The sequence below is a fragment of the Xanthomonas sp. 3307 genome, from assembly GCF_014199735.1.
Taxonomy (GTDB): Bacteria; Pseudomonadota; Gammaproteobacteria; order Xanthomonadales; family Xanthomonadaceae; genus Xanthomonas_A; species Xanthomonas_A rydalmerensis.
Genome location: NZ_JACHOG010000003.1, coordinates 390626 through 415658, shown reverse-complemented (window position 1 = coordinate 415658; position 25033 = coordinate 390626). Strand labels below are relative to the sequence as shown.

The window sequence follows — 25033 nt, the reverse complement described above, 5'->3', positions numbered from 1 at the left end:
GACCCTCGCATGACCCAGCCGCCCCGCCGCTCCCGTTCCGCGTCGCGCACGCGCCTTCCTGCCCACCTCGGGCTGTTGCTGGCGCTGGCCTTGCCGGCGCTGGGACAGGCGGCGGCGCCGGCGACGCTGTCGCTGCAACAGGGCTGGCAGGTGCGGCTGGCGCCGGGCGATGCCAACGCCAAGGCGCACCCGAAGGCGGCGCAGTGGCTGCCGGCGCAGGTGCCGGGCACGGTGCAGACCGACCTGATCGCTGCCGGGGTGGTGCCGGATCCGTTCTATCGCGACAACGAAGCGCAGATCCAGTGGGCCGGGCTCAGCGACTGGCAGTACCAGACCCATTTCCAGGTCGATGCGGCCCTGCTGGCGCGCCCGCACCTGGAACTGGTGTTCGACGGCCTGGACACCTTCGCCGAGGTCTACCTCAACGGCAAGAAGCTGCTGGCCGCCGACAACATGTTCCGGCAGTGGCGGGTCGACGCCAAACCGCTGCTCAAGCGCGGCGACAACGTGCTGGAAGTCCGCATCGCCTCGCCGATCAAGAAGATCCAGCCGTGGCTGTCCAAGCAGCCGTATGCGCTGCCCGGCGCCTACGACTCGGCGTTCGGCGACGAGCCGGTGGCACGGCACAGCTCCACCTACGTGCGCAAGGCGCCGTACAACTTCGGCTGGGACTGGGGTCCGCGCATCGTCACCGCCGGCATCTGGCAGGGTGTGCGCCTGGAAGCCTGGGACGACCTGCGCGTGGACGGCCTGCGCATCGCCCAGCAGCGCGTCGACGCCGACGCGGCGCAATTGCTGGCGCAGGTGCAGGTGCAGGCCGGACGCAGCGGCGAGGTGCAACTGGATCTCGACGTGCTCGGCCCCGACGGCCAGCGCGTCGGCCAGTTCAGCCAGCATGCCATCGTCGATCCGGGCGCCAATACCCTGACCGTGCCGGTGCGCATCGCCAAGCCGCAGCGCTGGTTCCCGGCCGGCTACGGCCGCCAGGACCTGTACACGTTCAAGGCGCAGTTGCGCGACGCCGCAGGCGAACGCCTGGAGGCACAGCGCGTCACCGGCCTGCGCAGCGTCGAGTTGCGTCGCGAGAAGGACCAGTGGGGCAAGAGCTTCGCCCTGGTGGTCAACGGCATCCCGGTGTTCGCCAAGGGCGCCAACCTGATCCCGTTCGACAGCTTCCCCACCCGCGTCGACGCCGCGCGCATGCGCGGCTTCCTGCAATCCGCGCGCGACGCCAACATGAACATGCTGCGCATGTGGGGCGGCGGCCATTACCAGCCGGACAGCTTCTACGAGGACGCCGACCGCCTGGGCATCATGATCTGGCAGGACTTCATGTTCGGCGGCGCCATCCCGCCCTACGACGTGGCCTTCCGCGAGAACACCCGCGCCGAGGCCGAGGAGCAGGTCCGGCGCCTCGGCGACCACCCCAGCATCGTCATCTGGTGCGGCAACAACGAAGTGCAGACCGGCTGGGAGAACTGGGGCGACCGGGTCAAGTTCAAGCAGTCGATCGACCCGGAAGAGCGCGAGCGCATCGTGCGCGGCATGACCACGCTGTTCGGCACGGTGCTGCGCGAAGCGGTACAGAAGTACGACAGCGACACCCCGTACTGGGCGACCTCGCCGGGCACCGATTTCGACGGCGCCGCCGACCAGCCCGACGACGGCGACATGCACTACTGGAAGGTCTGGGGCGGCCCGGCGCTGCCGGTCACCGAGTACCTCAACTTGACCCCGCGCTTCATGTCCGAATACGGCCTGCAGTCGTTCCCCGAGATGCGCACCATCCGCGCCTTCGCCGAACCCGGCGACCTGCAGCCGGAGTCGCCGGTGATGCGCGCGCACCAGAAGTTCGACAAGGGCAACGGCAACAAGCGTCTGCTGCTGTACATCCGGCGTGCGTTCGGCGAGCCCAAGGATTTCGCCAGCTTCGTCTACCTGAGCCAGATCATGCAGGCCGAGGGCATCACTCTCGCCGCCGAGCACCTGCGCGCGTCGCGGCCGCAATCGATGGGTTCGCTGTACTGGCAACTCAACGACGTGTGGCCCGGCGCGTCGTGGTCGAGCCTGGACTACTTCGGCCGCTGGAAGGCGCTGCAGTACCACGCGCGCCGCTTCTACGCGCCGGAACTGATCGCCGCGCTGCGCAACGACAAGGGCCAGACCCAGGTGTCGCTGGTCTCCGACCGCACCACGCCGCTGGCCGCGCGCTGGCGCATGCGGGTGATGGATCTGTCCGGCAAGGTGCTGAGCAAGACCGAGAAGCCGGTGACGCTGGCGCCGCTGTCCAGCGTGCGCGTGGGCAACTTCAGCGATGCGCAGCTGCTGCGCCGCGCCGATCCGCGCCGCAGCGTGGCGGTGTTCGAGCTGCTCGACGGCGAGCGCGTGCTGTCGCGCAACCTGGTGTACTTCGACGCGGTCAAGCGCCTGCAGTGGCCGCAGGCCGACATCCGCACCGAGCTGCGCGCGGACGGCGACGGCTATGCGCTGACCTTGAGCAGCGCCACCCTCGCCGCGCAGGTGTGGCTGAGCTTCGGCGACCTCGACGTGACGCTGTCCGACAATGCCTTCGAACTGCTGCCGGGCGAGCCGCTGAGCGTGCGCGTGCACAGCAGCGCCACCCTGGAGCAGCTGCGCGCCGCGCTGCAGGTGCGCGACCTGGGCGGGACCCTTGCTGGCGCCCCGGCCGAGCCGGCGGAGGCGAAGTGATGGGCGGGGAGATGTCGCATGCATCGGCCGGTGCGGGGTCGCGGCTGAAGCCGCTCCTACAGCCGCTGGCACAGGCGCTGTGCGCGATCGCCCTGCTCGCCGCCCCGCTCGCCCATGCCGACGAGGCCGAGGACCGCGCCGCCGCGCTGGTGGCGAAGATGACCCGCGCCGAGAAGATCGCGCAGGCGATGAACGACGCACCGGCGATCCCGCGCCTGGGCGTGCCCGCCTACGAGTGGTGGAGCGAGGGCCTGCACGGCATCGCCCGCAACGGCGAGGCCACGGTGTTCCCGCAGGCGATCGGCCTGGCCGCGACCTGGAATCCCGAGCTGCTGCACGAGGTCGGCACCGTCACCTCGACCGAGGCGCGGGCCAAGTTCAACCTCGCCGGCGGCCCAGGCAAGGACCATCCGCGCTACGCCGGGCTGACCATCTGGTCGCCCAACATCAACATCTTCCGCGACCCGCGCTGGGGCCGCGGCATGGAGACCTACGGCGAGGATCCCTACCTCACCGGACGGCTGGCGGTCGGCTTCATCCGCGGCCTGCAGGGCGACGATCCGGCGCACCCGCGCACCATCGCCACGCCCAAGCACCTGGCCGTGCACAGCGGGCCGGAGCCGGGCCGCCACGGCTTCGACGTGGACGTGTCGCCGCACGATTTCGAGGCCACCTACTCGCCGGCATTCCGCACCGCCATCGTCGACGGCCAGGCCGGCTCGGTGATGTGCGCGTACAACTCCCTGCACGGCACGCCTGCCTGCGCCGCCGACTGGCTGCTCGACGGCCGCGTGCGCGGCGACTGGGGCTTCAAGGGTTTCGTCGTGTCCGATTGCGATGCGATCGACGACATGACCCAGTTCCACTACTACCGCGCCGACAATGCCGGCTCGTCCGCGGCCGCGCTCAAGGCCGGGCACGATCTGAATTGCGGCTACGCTTACCGCGAACTCGGCTTGGCCTTCGACCGAGGCGAAGCCGACGAAGCCCTGCTCGACCGCTCGCTGGTGCGCCTATTCGCCGCGCGCTACCGGCTCGGCGAGCTGCAGCCGCGGCGCAACGATCCGTATGCGCGGCTGGGCGCCAAGGACATCGACAGCGCCGCGCACCGCGCACTGGCGCTGCAGGCCGCGCAGCAATCGCTGGTGCTGCTGAAGAACGCCAACGCCACCCTGCCGCTGCGCCCGGGCCTGCGCCTGGCCGTGCTCGGCCCCAACGCCGACGCGCTGGCCGTGCTGGAAGCCAACTACCAGGGCACCTCCGTGGACCCGGTGACGCCGCTGCAAGGCTTGCGCACGCGCTTCGGCGCCACCCAGGTCACCTATGCGCAGGGCGCGCCGCTGGCCGCCGGCGTGCCCGGCATGATCCCCGAAACCGCGCTGCGCAGCGACGGCAAGCCCGGGCTGCGCGGCGAGTACTTCGACAACCTGGACCTGGCCGGTAGGCCGCGCGTGCAGCGCCAGGACCGCGTGGTCGGCTTCAACTGGGATCACGTGGCCCCGGCCAAGGGCGTGGACAAGGACCGCTACTCGGTGCGCTGGAGCGGCGAACTGCTGCCGCCCGGCCCCGGCGACTACACCCTGGCGGTGCGCGTGGCGCGTTGCTTCGATTGCGCCGGACACGACCCGGTGCGCCTGTACATCGACGATCAGCTGGTGGTCGCCGGCAATGCCGAGGACAAGCACGTGCCGGCCGGCATGCACAACGCCGACGGCCGCAACGTCGAGACCGTGCTGCATTTCGACGACGCAAGGCCGCGGCGGATCCGCCTGGAGCTGGAGCACCGTGGCCAGGACCAGGGCCTGCGCCTGGAGTGGCTGGCGCCGCCGGCGCTGCAACTGGCCGAGGCCGAACGCGCGGTGGCGCAGGCCGACGCGGTGGTGGCCTTCGTCGGTCTGTCGCCGGACGTGGAAGGCGAGGAACTGCGCATCGACGTGCCGGGCTTCGACGGCGGCGACCGCAACGACCTGGCCCTGCCGGCCGCACAGCAGGCGCTGCTGGAACGGGCCAAGGCCAGCGGCAAACCACTCGTGGTGGTGCTGATGAGCGGCAGCGCGGTGGCGTTGAACTGGGCCAAGCAGCATGCCGACGCGATCATCGCCGCCTGGTATCCCGGCCAGTCCGGCGGCACCGCGATCGCCCAGGCGCTGGCCGGCGACATCAACCCCGGCGGTCGCCTGCCGGTGACCTTCTACCGCTCGACCAAGGACCTGCCGCCCTACGTCAGCTACGACATGAAGGGCCGCACCTACCGCTACTTCAAGGGCGAGCCGCTGTTCCCGTTCGGCTACGGGCTGAGCTACACCCAGTTCGCCTACGACGCGCCGCAGCTGTCGGCCGCGACGCTGCAGGCGGGCGACGCCTTGCGCGTCACCACCACCGTGCGCAACACCGGCGCGCGCGCCGGCGACGAGGTGGTGCAGGTGTACCTGCAGTACCCGCAGCGCGCGCAGTCACCGCTGCGCAGCCTGGTCGGCTTCCAGCGCGTGCACCTGCAGCCGGGCGAGGCACGCACGCTGAGCTTCGCGCTCGACGCGCGCCAACTCAGCGACGTGGACCGCAGCGGCCAGCGCGCGGTCGAAGCCGGCGACTACCGACTGTTCGTCGGCGGCGGCCAGCCCGGCACCGGCGCGCCCGGCGACAGCGCCGCGTTCTCGATCAGCGGCAGGGTGGTGCTGCCGAAGTGAGCGACGTGGCCGCCTGTGGCCCCGTCTACGAAATGCGCCAACGCATGCGGCGGTGCAGCGCAAATGCCCGCCGGCCTTCTGCCGCCGCGCACCACGATCCCCTGTTGCAGCGTCCTGCCGATTTATTTTTCACGACCTATTGACAGCCTTCCGGGACAGAGGTATCGATAACACGTCGGTGCCACGCACCGACGATGCCAGACGCGCCGGACGCCGCAGCACCTGCGGCGTTCTCCAGGGCAGTTCCAGGGGTGATGTGCCATGTCATGCAGTCGTCGCAGCCAGGATCGATGCCTCGCCGGAGTTCCGGCGCCCTGCCTGTTGTCCGCGCACCGCGCGGGCACGCACGGGAGCCGCTGCGCATGACCCGTCGCTACAAACTGAGCGCGCTGCGTTCGCGCTCCAAGTGCATCGCCGGCTACTCACCGCCACGCCACTGATCGCCGTTTAACGGTCCGCCCAGCCGGCAGACGCCTCGCGTCGGTCGCCGTTCGCTTTGTCCTGCTTGCACGCCGCCCGGCGTGCGGTCCGAGCGCGCGCGCCGTCCGTCCACCGTGTCTGCCTCCCAGGAACGCAGCGGCGCGTCGCCTTTGGCGCGTGCCCGCATCGATCACGATCAGCGAGGTGTCACGTGGCAACCCATCCCTATTGCAAGCGCAAGGCGCTGTGCGCCGCCATTCTGGCCATCACCGGCCTTGCCGCCGCCGCACCGGCGCTGGCCGGCACCGTGCAGGGCGAACTCAAGGAGCGCAGCAGCGGCAAGCCCGCCGCGCATGCGAAGGTCGCCATCGTCGGCACTGCGCTCAGCGCCGTCACCGACGCACAGGGCCGCTTCGTCATCGCCGACGTGCCGGCCGGGCAGTACGCGCTGCAGCTGGACTATCCCGGCTTCAGCGCGCCGGAAACCACCGTGCAGGTCGCCGACAGCGGCGCCGCCAATGTGTCGATCGCGCTGGACGAGGCCAAGCAGTTGCAGACGATCAGCGTGGCGGCCAACCGCTACGACGCCAGCACGCTGAAGATGAACGCCTCGAATACCGTTGACGTGCTGTCGGCGAACGATCTCGAGCACACCGCCGTGCACAACGTCGCCGAGGCGCTGGGCCTGATCGCCGGCATCAACATCACCTACAGCGGCTCGGGCTACTTCGGCGGCGTCGATGGCGCCGCACGCGGCGAAGGCATGTTCGCCTCGGTGCGCGGCCTGCCTTCCGAATACAACGTCAACCTGATCGACGGCGTCACCGTCGCCCAGGGCATGCCGTACAGCCGCAGCGTGCAGCTGAGCCTGTTGCCGCCCTCGGGCCTGCAGACCATCGTCGCCAACAAGACCTCCACTGCCGACATGGACGGCGACGCGATCGGCGGCACCCTGGATTTCCGCACGCCCACCGCCTACGACTACAAGGATCCCAGCAGCGGCAGCGTCACCGTCAGCGGCCGCGTCGAGAGCCGCGCCCGCGACTACGGCGGCGACGGCCTCGGCGGCGGCCTGGCCGGCGAGTTCCAGCACAAATTCGGCGACGAGCAGCAGTTCGGCGTCTACGCCAGCGCCTACTACGACTACCGTACCTCGACCAACAGCGAGGTGGCCGCGGCCACCAGCGCGCTCAACGACGGCTCATGGAAATTCCTGCACGCCAATGCCGACGGCAGCAACGCCGCCGGCTACGCGCCGCAGGACAACCTGACCAGCACCGGCATGAACGTCGGCGTGGTCGCCGGCTGGGAGCGCCGCTACGGCGGCAACGCGGCCTTCGACTGGAACGTGGACGACACCCTGTCGGTGTACGCGCGCGCCACCTACGCCTACGCCAAGACCGACCAGGGCACCACCTTCGTGCAGTTGCTGCCGCAGGACGTCAGCTTCGTGCCGAGCGCCACGCCCGGCGTGTATTCGCCCAACATCAACCGCATCGCCGCGCGCTTCTGGTACGAGACCAACCCGGAAATCGCCGACCTGGCCACCTTCCAGGTGGGCGCGCGCAAGACCGTGGGCAACTGGACGCTGTCGCCGAACCTGTTCTACAGCTTCGGCGACAACGACCGTCCCGACCACATCGAGATCGACGGGCGCGAGGACAAGTTCAGCCAGGCCAACTTCGCCTACTCCGGCAGCAGCCTCATGCAATACGGCAGCGGCGCCTTCCCCTACCCGCAGCTGACCCCGGCGCTGCTGGCGCAGGTCAACAACATCCCTTCGCTGTACGCCAGCAGCTACGGCGAATCGACCAAGATCTACTCCGGGCAGAAGAAGGGCGGCGCCAAGTTCGACGCGCACTACGACTTCAGCGACGGCGCGCTGACCGCGCTGCAGTTCGGCGTGAAGTACAGCAAGAGCAGCCGCCACTACAGCAACCGCGACTGGTGGACCGGCCCGGTGCCCGACACCAGCACGCTGGGCGACCTGGGCATCTTCAACGGCGGCTATGCCGCGATCTTCCCCGGCAAGTACCACTGGGCCACGCCGCGGGTCAGCGAAGGCGCGGTGGCGCAGGTGATCGCCAACCACCTCACCGACGACGACCTGGATACCTGCGGCAGCGCGTTCTACGTCAATAACTACAACTGCAACACCATGCGCGGTACCGAGGCGGTCAGCGCCGCCTACGCGATGGCGACCTTCAACTTCGGCAGCCTGGAAGTGGTACCCGGGGTGCGCTTCGAGCACACCAGCATCCACAACACCTTCTGGACCACGCCCACCGACAGCAATGGCAACGAGCAGGTCGGCTACTTCGCCGCCAACAGCACGCACTACGACCAGCCGCTGCCCAGCGTGTTCCTGACCTGGCGCCCGGACAGCGCCACCACCTATCGCGCCGCGCTGTGGACCAGCTATACGCGTCCGGCGTTCGTGCAGTTGGGTGGCGGCAGCCAAATCAGCGTGTCCAACGCCGTGCCGCCGATCACCACCATCACCCAGGGCAATCCGGACCTGAAGGCGATCACCTCGACCAACCTGGATCTGTCCGGCGAGTGGGCCACCGACCACGGCGGGTTCTTCTCGGTGGCCGGCTTCTACAAGCGCCTGCACCACTACATCTACGACGCCGGTTCCGGCCAGGCCAATTCGGACACCAGCGGCAGCGGCACGGTGTTCTATCAGATGCCGACCAACGGCGGCGACGGCCGCGTCTACGGCGTGGAGGTCAGCGCGCGGCAGCGCTTCCAGGATCTGCCGGCGCCGTTCGATGGGCTGGGCGTCAGCGCCAATGCCACGCGCCAGCATGCGCACGCCGATCTGGGCATGGCCGGCTTCGAAGACGAGCAGATGCAGTCGGCACCGAATGCGATGGCCAATCTGGAGCTGTTCTACGAGCGCTCGAAGTTCTCGGTGAACCTGAGCTATCACTTCAGCAGTTCCTATCTGCTGAACTACGATTTCCTGCACCAGAACGCGCCGTGGGACGACCTGTGGGCGCGGCCGACGCGGCGGGTGGATCTGCATGCGGGTTATCGGTTCGACAATGGGGTGAATGTGGATCTGTCGATCTCCAATCTCACCAAGGAATACAGTTACTGGGGCCACGTGGGCCGGCACAATCTGGCGGTGTCGGACATCGTCGATGCCGGCATGATGACGCTGTTGACCGTCAAGTACGCGTTCTAGGCCGCGGCGTGCGCACGGCGATGCCATCGTTTGGAGGTGCCACGCTTTTTGTGGGAGGGACTTCAGTCCCGACGGGCTTTACCGGTACTGCCTGGGTAGGCAAGCAAAAGCAAAAACTTTCGCCTGACGGCGAGTCACTTTTCTTTGCTTGTGCAAAGAAAAGTAACCAAAAGAAAGCACACCCCGCCGCAGCGCCCGCTGCGCGGGTCCGCTCCGCTGACGGGATTTTCGGACGGGGCATCCTGCCCCGGCCGAAAACGGCGCACGTCCATGTGCGCCGCCCCCCTGCGGGGGGTTTTACCCGCCAGCTCCGCCGCTGCGGAGGGGACCCTGGCAAATCAAAAGCTGAAGAGCAAAAGCAACAGCAACAAACACAGCAACAGCAGTGCTCCAGTTGGAGCCCGCAATGAAGCGCCGCGCGTTCTGCCGGTTCGGGTTGTTGGCGCCGTTGGGATTGGCGGCGATGCCGATGCTGCGCGCAGCTGTGCCAGCATCAGTGCCGGTGCCGGCGCCGGTGCCGGATGGACGGCCGCACGCATTCGGCTTCGCGCAAGGACGCTTCACGCTCGACGGCCAGCCGTGGCAGATCCGCAGTGGCGAGCTGCATCCGCTGCGGATCGCACGTGCGGATTGGTTGCATCGCATCCGCATGGCCAAGGCGATGGGGTTGAACACCATCGCGCTGTACCTGATGTGGAATGCGCTGGAAACGGCGCCGGGACAGTTCGATCTGGACAGTGGCGAGCGCGATTTCGTCGGGTTCATCCGGCTGTGCCAGCAGGAGGGGCTGTGGGTGTATCTGCGGCCCGGACCGTATGTGTGCGCGGAATGGACGCTGGGCGGGTTGCCGCCGTATCTGTTGCGCGAGGCGAACATCCGCCTGCGCGATCGCCACGACACGCGCTACATGGCGGCGGTGGAACGCTACATCGGCGCGATCGCGCCGCGCATCGCGCCGTTGATGGCCAGCGCCGGCGGTCCGGTGCTGATGCTGCAGATCGAGAACGAGTATTCGATGCACGGCAGCGACATCGGCTATCTGCAGGCGTTGGCCGCGCTGTGGCGGGCGCATGGGGTCGAGGGGCCGTTCTCGCTGGCCGAAGGGCTCAAGGATCTGCGCCGGCGTCAGGCCATGCTGCCCGGCGCCGCGCTCGGCCTGGATGGTCCCGATCTGCACGATCTGCAGGCGGCCACGGCCTTCGCCGGGCAGGCGCCGGTGTGGGTGTCCGAGGGCTATCCCGGCTGGCTCACGCACTGGGGCGAGCCGCAGTTCGCGCATCGCGACTACGCGCCGCTGCTGCGCCGCATCGCCGCCGCCGGCTACTCGTTCAACCTGTACGTGGTGCACGGCGGCACCAACTTCGGGCTCAGCGCCGGGGCCAATGCCGAGGACGACGGCTCGCAGTTCCAGCCGGCGCTGACCAGCTACGACTACGGCGCGCCGATCGACGAGGCCGGCCGCGCCCCCCCGGCGTACTTCGCGCTGCGCAAGATCATCGCCGCACAAGCCGACGCGCCACTGCCGCCGGTGCCGGCCGCACCGCGCCGCGCGCACTTCGACGCGGTGCAGGCCACACCCGTGGCCGCGCTGTGGGACAACCTCGGCCCCGCGCTGCAGACCGATACCCCCACCGACAACCAGCGCCTGCTCGGCCAGGACCAGGGCCTGGTGCGGTATCGGCGGCGGATCGGCGCGGGCCAGGCGCTGCACCTGGGGCAGGTCCACGACTACGCGGTGGTGCATGTCGACGGGCGCGAGCTGGACCACGTGTCGCGGGTGCGGCACCCGCACCTGCACAGTGCGCTGCACCTGCGTTTGCCGGATGCAGCAAAGGACACGCGCGATCTCGAAGTGCTGGTCGACAGCTTCGGCCACATCAACTTCGGCCCGGCGCTGGGCGATCGCAAGGGCTTGCTCGGTCCGGTGCGGCTCGATGGCCAGGACCTGCACGACTGGGAGGTGCGCGGGCTGGCGCTGGAAGCAGACCCGACGCCGTCGCTGCGCCCGCTGCAGGCGCCGCCGCAGCGCCCTGGCCTGTTCTTCGCCACCGAATTCAGCCTGGACCAGCCCGGCGACGTGCACCTGGACATGCGCGACTGGCGCAAGGGCTATCTGTGGGTCAACGGGCGCCTGCTCGGCCGCTACTGGGACATCGGCCCGCAGCAGTGCCTGTACTGCCCCGGCGCCTGGCTGCGCGCCGGCGCCAACCAGGTCCTGATCCTCGATCTGCATCGCCTGCAACCGGGCCTGGTGCGCTGTGCCGACGGCCTGGTGCCCGCGCCTGCAACACAGGCCTTCGCTCCCCTTCCCTCCCCGCAGGATCGCGCATGCACATGACGTCGCTCGCCGCCCCCGTCGCGTCCTCTTCGTCCGCCGCGGACCAGGGCGCGCCGCCGCGCACGCTGGGGTTCTGGAGCGCGCTGTCGGCCAACCTGCTCAACATGATCGGCATCGGCCCGTTCATCACCATCCCGCTGGCGCTGTCGGCGCTGGCCGGGCCGGCGGTGCTGCTGGGCTGGGTGGTCGGCGCGCTGCTGTGCCTGTGCGACGGCCTGGTGTGGGCCGAACTCGGCTCGGCGATCCCGCGCTCGGGTGGGCCGTATCACTACCTGCGCGAGGCCTATGGCCGCGACCGCGCCGGGCGCCTGTTCGGCTTCCTGTACCTGTGGCAGACGCTGCTGACCGCGCCGCTGTCGGTGGCTGCCGCCGCGGTCGGCTGCGCGCAGTACCTGGCCTACCTGATGCCTGGATTGAGCCACACCGCGCTCACCGGCATCGCCATGGCGCTGTGCCTGTTCAACACCGCGCTGCTGTACCGGCAGGTGCGCTCGGTGCAGGTGCTGTCGCTGCTGGTCAGCGCGGTGGTGATCGCCGCCTGCCTGTGGATCGTGCTCAGCGGCGCGCTGCATTTCGACATGGCGCTGGCGCGCGAGTTCCTGCACGCGCGGCCGGCCTCGCCGCACGGCTTCTGGCTGGGGTTCGGCGCGGTGGCGCTGATCGCGGTGTACGACTACGGCGGCTACAACAACGTGTGCATGCTCGGCGGCGAGATCCGCAAGCCGCGCCGCACGATTCCACGCGCGGTGCTGTGGTCGATCCCGATCGTGGCGGTGCTGTACCTGGGCTTGAACGTGACCCTGCTCGGCGTGCTGCCGTGGCGGCAGGCGGCGCAGTCCAAGGCGGTGGTCGCCGACTTCATGCAGGCCATCTATGGCCCGGTGGGCAGCACCGTCGCGGTGGCGCTGATCGTGCTCGCCAGTTGGGGCTCGGCGCTGGTGGTGCTGCTGGGCTACTCGCGGGTGCCGTACGCCGCGGCGGCGTCCGGCCAGTTCTTCGGCGTGTTCGCACGGCTGCACCCGCGCGGACGCTTTCCCACCGTGTCGCTGCTGTTCGTCGGCCTCACCTCGGCGCTGGCCTGTCCGCTGTCGCTGGACGACCTGATCGCCACGCTGATGATCATCCAGATCCTGTTCCAGTTCCTGGCGCAATGCATGGCCGTGGTGCTGCTGCGGCGGCAGCCACGGCGCCGCGCCAGCTTCGCCATGCCGCTGTATCCGTGGCCGCTGCTGATCAGCGTCTGCGGCTGGCTGGCGCTGCTGGCCACCAGCCCGCTGCCGCGGCTGCTGGCGGCGGTGCTGGCGCTGTGCGCGGGCACCGCGCTCTATCTCATCCAGGCCAAACGCGAGGCAGCATGGCCCTTCCAGCAATGAAAACCCATGACGTCGCGGTGGTCGGCGAGGTCTATCTCGACCACATCTTCAGCGGCTTCGCCAGCTGGCCCGGGCCGGGCGAGGAAGCGATGGCGCGGCACTACCACCGCGATCTCGGCGGCGGCACCGTCAACACCGCCTGCGGGCTGGCGCGGCTCGGGCGGCGGGTGACGCTCATCGGCGCGATCGGCGCCGGCGACCGCGCCTGGTTCGCACAGCGCCTGGGCGAATTCGGCGTCGGCACCGAGGGCCTGGTCGACCACCACGCCGGTACCGGCGTCACCGCCAGCGTGTCGTTGCGCGAGGACCGTTCGTTCTTCACCTATCCCGGTGCCAATGCCGAGTTGGAACCGCTGCTGGGCAGCACCGCCGCGCTGGAGGCGATGTGCGCCGCGCGCCACGTGCACTTCGCCCTGCCGCTGCCGGCGACGCTGGCGCGCACGCTGCTGCCGGCGTTGCGCGCGGCCGGCTGCAGCACCTCGCTGGACGTAGGCTTCAACCCGGCATGGCTGGCCGATCCGGACAACCACGCCACCTGCCGCGCGGTCGACCACTTCCTGCCCAACCAGAAAGAGGCGGCGCTGGCCGGCTGCAGTGGCGACGACGCCGCGTCCTGCCGCGCCTGGGCGCAGGCGCTGGGCCTGGCGCAGGTGACGATCAAGCTCGGCGGCGCCGGCGCCTGCGTGGTGGACGCGGCCGGCGCGCGCCTAATCGCTGCGCCTGCGGTCGCCGTGCAGGACACCACCGGCGCCGGCGATGCATTCGATGCCGGCTTCATCGACGCGCTGCTCGACCACGCTTCCCTCGATGCCTGCGCGCAGCGCGGCTGCCTGTGCGGCGCCGCCTGTTGCACCGCGCTCGGCGCGCTCGACGGCCTTCCCGATCCCCCACGTCTCAGGAGTCTCCATGAGCAGTTCCTTTCCCAACCGTAAACTCGCCCTGATCGGCGGCGGCGGCGTGCGTGCGCCGCTGGTGGTGTACGGCGTCAACGATGCCGCCGAAGCGCTCGGTGCGCGCGAGATCGTGCTCTACGATCCGGACCAGGAGCGGCTGGCGCTGATGGTCGCGCTCGGCCGCGCGGTGGTCGCCGAGTTCGGCGGCGAGCTGCAGGTCAACGCCGCCAGTTCGGCGGAAGCGGCGATCGAGGGCGCGCACTTCGTGCTCAACAGCATCCGCATCGGCGGCATCCGCCAGCGCGCCGCCGACGAGCAGACCATCATCCGCCACGGCTATGCCGGGCAGGAGACCACCGGCCCCGGCGGCGTCGCCAAGGCGCTGCGCACGGTACCGGTGGCGATCGAGCAGGCGCGGATGGTGGAGCGGCTCAGCCCCGACGCCTGGCTGGTCAGCTTCACCAACCCGGCCGGGCTGATCACCCAGGCCATCAACCGCCACACCCGCGCCCGCGTGGTCGGCATCTGCGACACGCCGGTGGAGTTGTTTCACAACATCGCCCGCGCGCTCGGCGAGCCGCCCGCCGACGTGGACTGCGAGTACGTCGGCCTCAACCACCTGGGCTGGATCCGCGCGGTGCGCGTGCGTGGCGAGGACGTGCTCGACCGGATCCTGGCCGATGACGCGGTCCTGCGCCAGCTGTACCTGGCGCCGCTGTTCGACTTCGACATGCTGCGCACGCTGCGGCTGATCCCCACCGAGTACCTGTACTTCTACTACGAACGCAGCCGCGCCCTGGAAAACCAGCGCGCCAGCGGCGCCAGCCGCGGCAGCGAGATCGAGCAACTCAACCACACCCTGATCGCCGACCTGCGCAGCCGCCTCAACGCCGGCGACGGCAGCGGCGCGGTGCAGACCTATGCCGCCTACCTGCGGCAGCGCTCCGGCTCGTACATGAAGCTGGAAGCCGAAGCCGGCTCGGCCTTCGCCGACGACCTGGCGCCGCAGCCGGACCCGTTCCGCGCCAGCACCGGCTACCACCGCATCGCGGTGGACGTGATGAGCGCGCTGACCGGCGCGCTCCCCGGGCGGCACGTGGTCAACGTGCGTAACCAGGGCTGCATGCCGGAACTGGCCGACGACGACATCGTCGAGATCTCCTCCACCATCGAGCGCGACCGCATCACCCCGCTGCCGGCGCGGCCGATGCCCGAGGCGATCCAGGGCCTGGTGCGCACGGTCAAGGCCTACGAGCACGCCGCCATCGACGCCGCGCTCAGCGGCAGCCACCTGGAGGCCTGCAAGGCGATGCTGATCCACCCGGCCATCGGCGAGTGGAGCCCGTCGCGGCGGCTGCTGGACGCGCTGTTCGGCCATGCCGGCAACGACAGCGACGACGGCGAGTGCGTGTGCTCGGGACCGATGCACTGGCACGGCGCGCACCACCCCCACTGAGCCGGCCGGTTGTGCGGTCGCAGGATGCATCGGACGGCCACACGTTGTAAGGTCGTCGCAAATTGGTCCGTTATAGGTACCATCAACCTGCACTCCCGGCCGCGGCCGGCGCCTCCCCGGTGCCGGCCCCGTGCGGGGCGCGTTTGTCGATTCCACGGAGCGTTCCCAGGCCATGCCCACCCGCCGCGACATCCTCCACTTCCTCGGCGCCAGCGCCGGCGCCGCGCTGCTGAGCGGGGCGCTTCCGGCCGCTACCGCGGCAGCCTCCGACGCCCTGCCCAGCAAGCGGCCGCCGCCGGGCAAGCGCCGTTTCGTCAGCGCCGCGGTCGAGCGCCAGTTGCGCACGGTCAAGGCCGGCATCGCCGATCCGCGCCTGGCCTGGCTGTTCGAGAACTGCTACCCCAACACGCTCGACACCACGGTGGAGACCGGCACCCGCAACGGCAAGCCGGACACCTTCGTCATCACCGGCGACATCGAGGCGATGTGGCTGCGCGATTCCTCCGCGCAGGTGCATCCCTACGTGCCGCTGGCCAAGCGCGACCCGGCGCTGCGGCGCATGTACCACGGGCTGATCCAGCGCCAGGCCGCCTGCATCCGCCTGGATCCCTACGCCAACGCGTTCCTGCCCGACGGCACCAGCCAGCGCCTGAAGTGGTCGGTGGCCGACATCACCGAGATGAAGCCCGGCGTCGGCGAGCGCAAGTGGGAAGTGGATTCGCTGTGCTATCCGATCCGCCTGGCGCACGAGTACTGGCGCGCCAGCGGCGACGCCGCGCCGTTCGACGACGACTGGCGCGAGGCGATGCACGTGGTGGTGCGCACCTTCCGCGAACAGCAGCGCCTGCACGGCCGCGGCCCGTACAGTTTCCAGCGGCCCTCGCCGCTGGCCACCGAGACCCTGGTACTGGACGGCTATGGGCAGCCGACCCGGCCCAACGGCATGATCCACTCGATGTTCCGCCCGTCCGACGACGCCTGCCTGTACCCGTTGTTCGTGCCCGCCAACCTGTTCGCGGTGACCTCGCTGCGGCAACTGGCGACGATGAGCGAGGCGCTGCACCACGACGCCGCCTTCGCCGGCGAGTGCCGCGCGCTGGCCGACGAGGTCGAGACCGCCACCCGAAAGTTCGGGCAGATGCGCGACGCCGACGGCCAGCCGTTCTGGGCCTACGAGGTGGACGGCTACGGCAACCAGTTGTTCATCGACGACGCCAACGCGCCCGGCCTGCTGAGCCTGGCCTACCTCGGCTGCTGCGATCGCCGCGACCCGCTGTTCCTGCGCACCCGGCAACTGGCCTGGAGCGAGCGCAATCCGTATTTCTATCGCGGCCGCGCCGCAGAGGGCGTGGGCAGCCCGCACAGCGGCCTGGGCACGATCTGGCCGATGTCGCTGATGCAGTACGCCCTGGCCAGCGACGACGACGCGCAGATCCGCCAGTGCCTGCAGTGGCTCAAGAGCACCGACGCCGGCACCGGCTTCATGCACGAAGCCTTCGACAAGGACAACCCGAACACCTTCACCCGCCCCTGGTTCGCCTGGGCCAACACCTTGTTCGGCGAACTGATCATCGACCTGCACCAGCGCAAGCCGCAGTTGCTGTCGTAGGAGCGGCTTCAGCCGCGACCGAGCGTTACCGGTAAATCCCATCGCGGCTGAAGCCGCTCCTACAAAAACACACACACCCCACCGCACCGCCGCACACCCCGAGGACAGCACCATGGCCACACGACGCGGTTTCCTGCAGGGCGCCATCGCCCTGGCCCTGTTCGGCAGCAGCGGCATCGCGCGCCTGGCGCAGGCACGCGCCGGCAGTTATGCGCTGCCGGCCGATGCGCGCGCCAAGGCCGAGCTCACGCGCAACGTCGACGTGTTCATCGGCACCGGCGGCCATGGCCACACCTTCCCCGGCGCCACGTTGCCGTTCGGCATGGTGCAACTGAGCCCGGACACCGCCAACGCCGATTGGGACGCCTGCTCCGGCTACCACGCCGACAACGGCTCGATCATGGGCTTCTCGCACACCCACCTGTCCGGCACCGGCGTCGGCGACATGCTCGATTTCCTCGTGGTGCCGGCCGTCGGCGAGGTGAAACTGCAGCCCGGCCCGCTCGACGATCCCGACGCCGGCTACCGCTCGCGCTTCGACCACGCCGACGAAGCCGCCTCGCCCGGCTACTACCGCGTGCGCCTGAAGGACAGCGGCGTGCATGCCGAACTCACCGCCACCGCGCGCGCCGGCCTGCACCGCTACCACTTCCCCAAGGGCAAGCCGGCACACCTGCTGCTGGACCTGTGCCACGGCATGCAGGACAAGCCCGACATCCCCACCCGCGTGGAGGACGCCAGCCTGCGCCTGGTCGATGCGCGGACCGTCACCGGCGGCCGCCGCGTCTACCAGTGGGCCAAGGGCCGCTACATCTACTTCGCGATGCGCCTGTCGCGGCCGTTCGCCAGCGCACAGCTGTACGCCGACGACCAACCGCTGGCCGCGAGCGCACGCAGCGCCGACGGCAACCGGCTGAAACTGGCCATGCACTACCCAGACGCCGCCGACGCGCCGCTGCTGGTCAAGGTCGGTATCTCCGCGGTCAGCGCCGAAAACGCCCTGGCCAACCTCGACGCGGAGCTACCCGACTTCGACTTCGCCCGCGTGCACGCCGCCGCCGTGGCCGAATGGGAAAAGGAACTGGGACGGGTGCGCATCGACAGCGACGACGAGGCGCAGCGGCGCATCTTCTACACCGCGCTGTACCACAGCCTGATCGCGCCGACCCTGTTCAGCGACACCGACGGCCGCTACCGCGGCATGGACCTGCAGGTGCACCAGGCGCCGGCTGGCTACCACAACTACAGCACCTACTCGCTGTGGGACACCTACCGCGCCCTGCATCCCTTGCTGACCCTGGTGCAGCCCGAGCGCGTGCCCGACCTGGTGCAGTGCCTGGTGCGCGGCGCCCACGAATCGCCGCAGGGCGTCGCGATCTGGCCGCTGCAGGGCGTGGAGACCGATTGCATGATCGGCTACCACTCCGCGGTGGTGCTGGCCGAGGCGCATGCCAAGGGCTTCACCGGCATCGACTGGAAAGCCGCGTACCCGGCCTGGCGCAAGCGCGCGATGGACGACGACGTGCACGGCCTGGCGCTGTACCGGAAGATGGGCTACATCCCCTGCGACAAGGTCGACGAATCGGTCAGCCGCACCCTGGAATTTGCCTACGACGACTGGGCGGTGGCGCACCTGGCGCAGGCGGTCGGCGCCGACGACGATGCCAAGCACCTGCGCGAACGCTCGCGGCAGTACCGCAACGTGTTCAATCGCGAAAGCAGGTTCGTGCAGCCGCGCCTGAGCGACGGCCAGTGGGCCACCCCGTTCGATCCGCGCGCGATGGGCCATAGCGCGCAGTGGCGCGACTTCACCGAGTCCAACGCCTGGCAGGCCACCTTCCTCAACCAGCACGACCTGTACGGCTACATGGACCTGTTCGGCGGCCGCGACAACTTCGTCGCCAAGCTCGACGAACTGTTCACCACCAGCTCCGAGCTGCCAGCGGACGCGCCGCCGGACATCGACGGCATGGTCGGCCAGTACGCGCACGGCAACGAACCCAGCCACCACGTCGCCTACCTCTACGCCTACGCCGGCCAGCCGTACAAGACCCAGGCGATGGTGCGGCGGCTGCTGCGCGAGCAGTACCACGACGCGCGCAACGGCCTGTCCGGCAACGAGGACTGCGGGCAGATGAGCGCCTGGTTCGTGCTCAGCGCACTGGGCATTTACGCAGTGGACCCGGTCAGCGCCAACTATGTGTTGGGCAGCCCGCTGTTCAAGCGCGCCGAACTGGACGTGGGCAACGGCCGCACCCTGCGCATCGTCGCCCACGGCAACAGCCCGGCCAACGTCTACATCCAGCGCGCACGCTGGAACGGTAAGCCCTACACCCGCAGTTGGCTGCGCCATGCGGACCTCGCCGCCGGCGGTACGCTGGAGCTGGAGATGGGGCCGAAGCCCAACACCGCGTTCGGCGCGGGCAAGGACGATCTGCCGCCATCGTTCGTTTGACGGCCGGGAGTGGAGATTGGGGAATCGGGATTGGTTGATTCCCCACCGCCGCCCTTGTGCGTGCGACCGGTTGCATTGCGGCGCGCGCTTCGTGTTGTCTGTTGCGTTGCATCCGCATCGCCTCTTCCGAGATCCCTCATGCCGCGTTCGACCCTCGCCGCTCTTGCCCTCGCCCTGGCGCTCGCCCTGCCCGCCACCCACGTGCACGCTGCCGACAGCAGCACCGCCTGGCCCGCCTTCGCCACCCAGGGCGATCATTTCATCCGCGACGGCAAGCCGTACCAGGTCATTTCCGGCGCCATCCACTTCCAGCGCATCCCGCGCGCCTACTGGAAGGACCGCCTGCAGAAAGCGCGCGCAATGGGCCTGAACACGGTGGAGACCTACGTGTTCTGGAACCTGGTGGAACCGCGGCCGGGCCAGTTCGACTTCACTGGCAACAACGACATCGCCGCCTTCGTCGACGAAGCCGCCGCACAAGGTCTCAACGTGATCCTGCGCCCCGGCCCGTACGTGTGCGCCGAGTGGGAAGCCGGCGGCTACCCGGCATGGCTGTTCGCCGAGCCGGGCATGCGCGTGCGCAGCCAGGACCCGCGCTTCATCGCCGCCAGCCAGGCTTATCTCGATGCGCTCGCCGCACAGGTCAAACCGCGGCTCAACGGCAACGGCGGCCCGATCGTCGCGGTGCAGGTGGAGAACGAATACGGCTCCTACGGCGACGACCACGCCTACATGCGCCGCAACCGCGCCATGTTCGTCCACGCCGGCTTCGACAAGGCCCTGCTGTTCACCGCCGACGGCCCCGACGTGCTCGCCAACGGCACCCTGCCCGACACCCTGGCCGTGGTGAACTTCGCCCCCGGCGACGCCAAGAACGCCTTCGACACCCTGGCCAAGTTCCGCCCCGGGCAACCGCAGATGGTCGGCGAATACTGGGCCGGCTGGTTCGACCAGTGGGGCAGCCAGCACGCCGTCACCGACGGCGCCAAGCAGGCCAGCGAATTCGAATGGATCCTGCGCCAGGGCCACTCCGCCAACATCTACATGTTCGTCGGCGGCACCAGCTTCGGCTTCATGAATGGTGCCAACTTCCAGAAGAACCCCAGCGACCACTACGCCCCGCAGACCACCAGCTACGACTACGACGCCGTGCTCGACGAAGCCGGCCGCCCCACCCCCAAGTTCACCCTGTTCCGCGACGCCATCCAGCGCGTCACCGGCATCGCCCCGCCGGCCCTACCCAAGCCGATCCGCTTCGCCGAGTTGCCCGCCACGCCGCTGCGCGAATCCGCCTCGCTGTGGGACAACCTGCCCGCCCCGGCCGCCACCACCGACACCCCGCAGCCGATGGAGCGCTACGGCCAGGCCTACGGCTACATCCTCTACCGCACCACCGTCACCGGCCCGCGCAAGGGCAGCCTGTACCTGGGCGAGGTACGCGACTACGCCCGCGTCTACGTCGATCAAAAACTGGCCGGCAGCGCCGAGCGCCGCTTGCAGCAGGTCGCGGTGGACGTGGACATCCCCGCCGGCCCCCACACCCTCGACGTGCTGGTGGAGAACACCGGCCGCATCAACTACGGCGCCCACCTGCCCGACGGCCACGCCGGCCTGATCGACCCCGTGCTACTCGACGGCAAGCCCCTCACCGGCTGGCAGACCTTCCCCCTGCCGATGGACGACCCGAGCACGCTCACCGGCTGGACCACCGCCAAGGTCGATGGCCCTGCCTTCCATCGCGGCACCATCACCATCGGCACGCCAACCGATACGTTCCTGGACATGCGCGCCTTCGGCAAAGGCTTTGCCTGGGCGAATGGCCACAATCTAGGAAGGCACTGGAATATCGGGCCGCAGCGGGCGTTGTATTTTCCGGCGCCTTGGCAGCGGAAGGGGGCGAATAGTGTGATTGTGTTTGATTTGGATAGTTCGGCGGACGTGAGCGTACGTGGAGTTAAGGGGCAGATCTGGAGCGTGCCCAATAACTGAGTTCCTCGCAGAACGAGCCGTCGAGTAAATCCCGAATCCGCGGGACCGAACAACTTGTCTACAAATGAAGGCCGCCGGCGGTTCCGCCGAGCGGCCTTTAACTTGTGACGCGCGTCAACAAGTGATAGCGTCGGCCTTTGCGGGATACACTCGGGAATGGCCGGGGAGTTACACGTAAAAATTAGGGAATAGCAAAGCTGGCGAAGGACTGAATTTGGGGGCGTACTGCTCCAACACGGAGCGGTATCACCTCACTACACACATGTTTTTCACATACCGTTTTTGTCACCACATGTGGTCAAGCGCCGCGAGGAAGGCTTATGGGCGACCTACTGAAATTCCTCAACGACAACTCGGGCGCACTTACGGTCATCTTCACGGGTGTGGTCACGCTCGCTACAGCGGTTTATGCGGCGCTGACTTGGCAACTGGTATCGGAAACGCGCCGCATGCGCAAAGTACAGACGGAGCCAAAGCTCGAGGTCACTCTCCGCTCAGTTGACGAAGCAATTCATATCCAGCGGCTTCATGTTAGGAACATTGGCTTGGGTCCAGCCCTCCAGATTGCTTTCAACCCGAAGGTTCTGGCCGGAGGCGAGGGAGCCAAGGCACTGCTAGACGAGCTCACCGAGACAAATTTCTTCCACACTGGCATCTCGTATTTGGGGCCAGGAGAAGAGCGCTACTCGCACTTCACCCAGATGCACGAGGATCACGACGTAAAGGTCGCATCGGTACTCGCTTTCGACATTTCTTACCGTAGCGCCACGAAAGAGACTTATAGCGAGACTCTTGTGATTGACATGTCCGAGCGCAAAGGCAGCTATCAACTCGGTAAGCCGCACCTTTACTCCATAGCACAAAGTCTGGAGAAGCTTCAGAAGGACTTCGGCCATTTGGCAAGAGGATTCAAGCGAATCCGCGCTGACATTTACACTAGCGATGACCGCGCTGCCGAGAAGAATGCGATGCGAGAACATCTGGAAAAGGCACGTGCCGAGCGCGGCACCTAAAAACTCATTCAAGCCGACGCGATTTCGTGGCGCGGCTTAATTTAGGCGTTATAACCCATGGAACCAGTGACTACTGCCGCCACTTTCGCAACAATCGTAAGCCTACTAGCGGAATTCGTTTCGCAACGAAACACCTCCAAATCAGAAGATTATGGCGAGTTCATGACGTGGCTTTCTGAAAATCGTCATGGCGAGCTTCGCTCCCTTTTGCAGTCCAACACAGCAACGACCATAAGCATTAAAGCAATTCTTAACGAGTCGAGACAAGAAATCTTGGATCGGCTCGCCCTTCTTGATAGGTCACTTGCTTCTTTGGCCTCTGGCATTGACCTCTACAAAGACATCGCAACATCTGTTCACCCTGAGTCTGTTCTTTCGGCTCAGGCAATGTCCTTTCTCTCTCAGCTCAACGACTCGGGAGCAAGCAAACTTCTTGAAATCCATATGATGGATGGCATCGTTCTGCTCTTTATAGACGGTAAGAACGGCACCATGGAAATCACGGAACCTCGCTTTGCCGAAGATGACTTGGACACACTCCTTGGACTGGGGCTTCTTGGTCTAACACACAACGGCAAGGGGGAAAGATTATTCAAGTTCACTCGCGCTGCCGCCTCACTTGTTGAGCAATCGCGCGGGGCGAATATAATAACTCGACAATAAAGGAGCGAGGTTGACTCCTTTGGATTGTTCGGATCGCGCGTACACCTGGCCCTAGACATGGTCATTGCCGCTCTTGTCTAGCTTTGTTCAGGCATAGCCCATGGCACATGACGCTGCACCACATACAAAGGGGCGGGGGGGGCAAGGAGATGACAATGGGGATGTATCAGAAAAAGATCGTTGACTTGGGAATCTTGGTAATCGCCACATTTACCTCATTAGGCGCAATGGCAAAGGAGCCGCCTTACTCCTTGGGTGGCCGCGTATACAACACTGTTGAGAACGGCTGGCTTACCTATGAGTGCTCGCCACCCGAGCGAGACCTACTGACATGCGATTTCGTGCAAATCAGCATTCGCCAGAGATTGTCTGCCGCTGACGCGGCAAAACGCTTGGCGAAGGAGACCCAAGACTGGCCTGATGCTCTTGCAAAGGAAATGAAGACAACTCCCGAGAAAATTTACGAGAGCAGCGACTGGAAGGGTTTGTGCGATATGGCCCAACAAGGCCTTGCGGCGTTGAGTGGCTCACCGAGCACCGACGAGATGCAGAAGGCAGTGTCGCGCATGAGCCCCATAGCACGCCGGGATTTTGCTGCACAGATGAGCGCTATGAATCAAGCCTGTAAAACGCGCAAGCTGGACTACGTAAAGCAGTTCATGGCGCTAGGCATTGATGTTGAACAACGTACGTGCCAAATCAGCACCAACCCCTTTAGGCAAGTATTCAAGGCCGTCTATGCATCAGATGGGACGTTCAATTCGTGGAACGTGGCAGACACCACGCCGACAGGTGACTGCGGCACCATCAACCTGTCCCGCCTCGTGCCCGTACCGGAAAAATCAGGCGGAAATCCCTACTTCTGGCGATACATGGCGCGAAAGGTCATCACAAACCCTGAGTCGAGCATGCTGCTCATGCAGTGCAAGGATCTTGACGAGCGCGAATATCTATACGACTGGAAGAAGCAGAACATCGCCTTACATTGTGACTACATTGAAGACGGCTTGTGAGAGACAATCGCGAAAAAGAAGAAATACGCACACGCGTGCTTTTTCCGGCTGCTAGTAGGGTGCTAGCAATTAAGCATCCTGCGGCGCGCTCCAGATGGCCTCACCAATGCACAGCGCATAAATTTCACCTATAAGACGTTGTACAGGCCCGGCCTGTAGGTCATTATGATGCATCCATAGGAACGGGGAGCTACGGAATGGCCGCTGCACTGCATCAAAAATTCATTGAAAAGTCGCACGCAGCGATGCTGGCGGCAATCGAGGTGTACAACAAGCCCACTTTTTCGTACCGCGAAGAAACTTTTTGCATCCTCGCCGTCAATGCGTGGGAACTGCTGCTAAAAGCGAAGTTGTTGAAAGAGGCAAAGAACGACCCCAAGGCCATCCAGGTACGTGTCCCGCGACAGTTGAAGGGTGGCGAGAAAAGCACCAAGCACATGACCGTGAAGAAGAACCGCACAGGCAATGCGATGACATTGCAGTTGAGCGCCTGCGTTATCGCATTAGAAAAGGCACAGGACCGCGCCGACCGTGTACCTCAGGAAGTGTCATTGAATCTAGAAGCGATGATCGATGTTCGTGACAACGCTACCCATTTCATCGTCGCCAGTGCGCTGTTACAGCGAAACGTGCTTGAACTTGCCTGCGCGAGTGTGCGCAACTATGTGGCGCTGAGCAAGACATGGTTTGACCGCGACTTCGGTTCTTCTCTTTCGTTGATGTTGCCTGTTGCGTTCTTCCACGGGGTCGAAGAAGTGGGCGCCGTTGTGGTCACGCGAGACGAAAAGCGATTGATTGATCGTCTGCAAGCAACAGCCACACAGCCTGCTAACAACGGCGAGTACCAAGTAGCTGTGCGCGTTGATGTACGCCTGCGGCGATCAAACCTCGACACGGCCGCTAACGTACAGGTCACGCGCGATCCCGAAGCGCTTGCCATACGGCTGGACGAGGACCAACTGATGGAAACGTACCCATGGTCCTATGCCGAATTGCAGACTCAGTTGCGCCGCCGCAAGCCGGACATCAAGTTCAACGCCGAGTTCCACGCCATCAAGAAGCCATTGATGAAAGAACGCGGGCTTGTCCACTCGCGCCTACTTGACCCCAACAATCCTAGCAGCAGCAAAAAGGACTTTTACAATCCCAACATACGCGACCGCATTTTGGACGCATATGCCGATCGGGAGTTATAAAACTACGGAATGGTAGCGATCACGTA

General features: G+C 66.9%; 14 protein-coding genes. All 14 read left to right on the top strand.

All coding sequences use genetic code 11. The annotated features are described in order from the left end of the window. Positions 1-9 precede the first annotated feature (9 nt). The 14 genes from GGR64_RS10330 to GGR64_RS10265 all read left to right on the top strand — a co-directional run bounded on the left by GGR64_RS10330 (position 10) and on the right by GGR64_RS10265 (position 25007). Entirely contained in the window at positions 10-2709 is a 2700-nt protein-coding gene (locus GGR64_RS10330; RefSeq protein ID WP_184645651.1) for a glycoside hydrolase family 2 protein, read from the top strand. An 11-nt stretch (positions 2710-2720) separates the two neighbouring features. Next, a complete protein-coding gene (locus GGR64_RS10325; RefSeq protein ID WP_184645649.1) occupies positions 2721-5396 on the top strand; it encodes a glycoside hydrolase family 3 C-terminal domain-containing protein in 2676 nt (891 codons plus the stop codon). A gap of 631 nt (positions 5397-6027) precedes the next feature. Continuing rightward, positions 6028-9009 carry a TonB-dependent receptor gene (locus GGR64_RS10320; RefSeq protein WP_184645647.1) on the top strand — a complete coding sequence of 994 codons (2982 nt, stop codon included), beginning with the start codon at positions 6028-6030 and terminating at the stop codon, positions 9007-9009. 406 nt (positions 9010-9415) lie between these two features. After that, positions 9416-11347 (top strand): beta-galactosidase, encoded by a 1932-nt coding sequence (locus GGR64_RS10315; RefSeq protein ID WP_184645645.1) that lies wholly within the window; start codon positions 9416-9418, stop codon positions 11345-11347. Beyond that, on the top strand, positions 11344-12720 hold the full coding sequence (locus tag GGR64_RS10310; protein WP_184645644.1) for an APC family permease: 1377 nt from the start codon (positions 11344-11346) through the stop codon (positions 12718-12720). Before GGR64_RS10315 ends, GGR64_RS10310 begins: the two co-directional genes overlap by 4 nt. Next, positions 12717-13652, top strand: a complete 936-nt coding sequence (locus GGR64_RS10305) for a carbohydrate kinase family protein (protein ID WP_184645642.1) — start codon at positions 12717-12719, stop codon at positions 13650-13652. The genes GGR64_RS10310 and GGR64_RS10305 overlap by 4 nt, the downstream gene beginning before the upstream one ends. Beyond that, on the top strand, positions 13627-15069 hold the full coding sequence (locus tag GGR64_RS10300) for a 6-phospho-beta-glucosidase (RefSeq protein WP_184645640.1): 1443 nt from the start codon (positions 13627-13629) through the stop codon (positions 15067-15069). Before GGR64_RS10305 ends, GGR64_RS10300 begins: the two co-directional genes overlap by 26 nt. Before the next feature lie 172 nt (positions 15070-15241). Then, complete coding sequence (locus GGR64_RS10295) at positions 15242-16678, top strand: glycoside hydrolase family 125 protein (RefSeq protein WP_184645638.1); 1437 nt, start codon at positions 15242-15244, stop codon at positions 16676-16678. Between the two features lie 112 nt (positions 16679-16790). Next, complete coding sequence (locus GGR64_RS10290; RefSeq protein WP_184645636.1) at positions 16791-19133, top strand: GH92 family glycosyl hydrolase; 2343 nt, start codon at positions 16791-16793, stop codon at positions 19131-19133. A gap of 138 nt (positions 19134-19271) precedes the next feature. Beyond that, the gene (locus GGR64_RS10285) at positions 19272-21122 is read left to right on the top strand and encodes a beta-galactosidase family protein (RefSeq protein ID WP_184645634.1); all 1851 of its coding nucleotides are present in this window, start codon (positions 19272-19274) and stop codon (positions 21120-21122) included. 320 nt (positions 21123-21442) lie between these two features. Next, positions 21443-22135: a hypothetical protein gene (locus tag GGR64_RS10280; RefSeq protein WP_184645631.1), complete on the top strand. Its 693-nt coding sequence runs from the start codon at positions 21443-21445 to the stop codon at positions 22133-22135. Positions 22136-22192: 57 nt separating this feature from the next. Further along, on the top strand, positions 22193-22798 hold the full coding sequence (locus GGR64_RS10275; protein ID WP_260302983.1) for a hypothetical protein: 606 nt from the start codon (positions 22193-22195) through the stop codon (positions 22796-22798). A 107-nt stretch (positions 22799-22905) separates the two neighbouring features. Then, a complete protein-coding gene (locus GGR64_RS10270) occupies positions 22906-23811 on the top strand; it encodes a hypothetical protein (protein ID WP_184645629.1) in 906 nt (301 codons plus the stop codon). Positions 23812-24008: 197 nt separating this feature from the next. Beyond that, the gene (locus GGR64_RS10265; protein WP_184645628.1) at positions 24009-25007 is read left to right on the top strand and encodes a DUF3644 domain-containing protein; all 999 of its coding nucleotides are present in this window, start codon (positions 24009-24011) and stop codon (positions 25005-25007) included. Positions 25008-25033 lie beyond the last annotated feature (26 nt).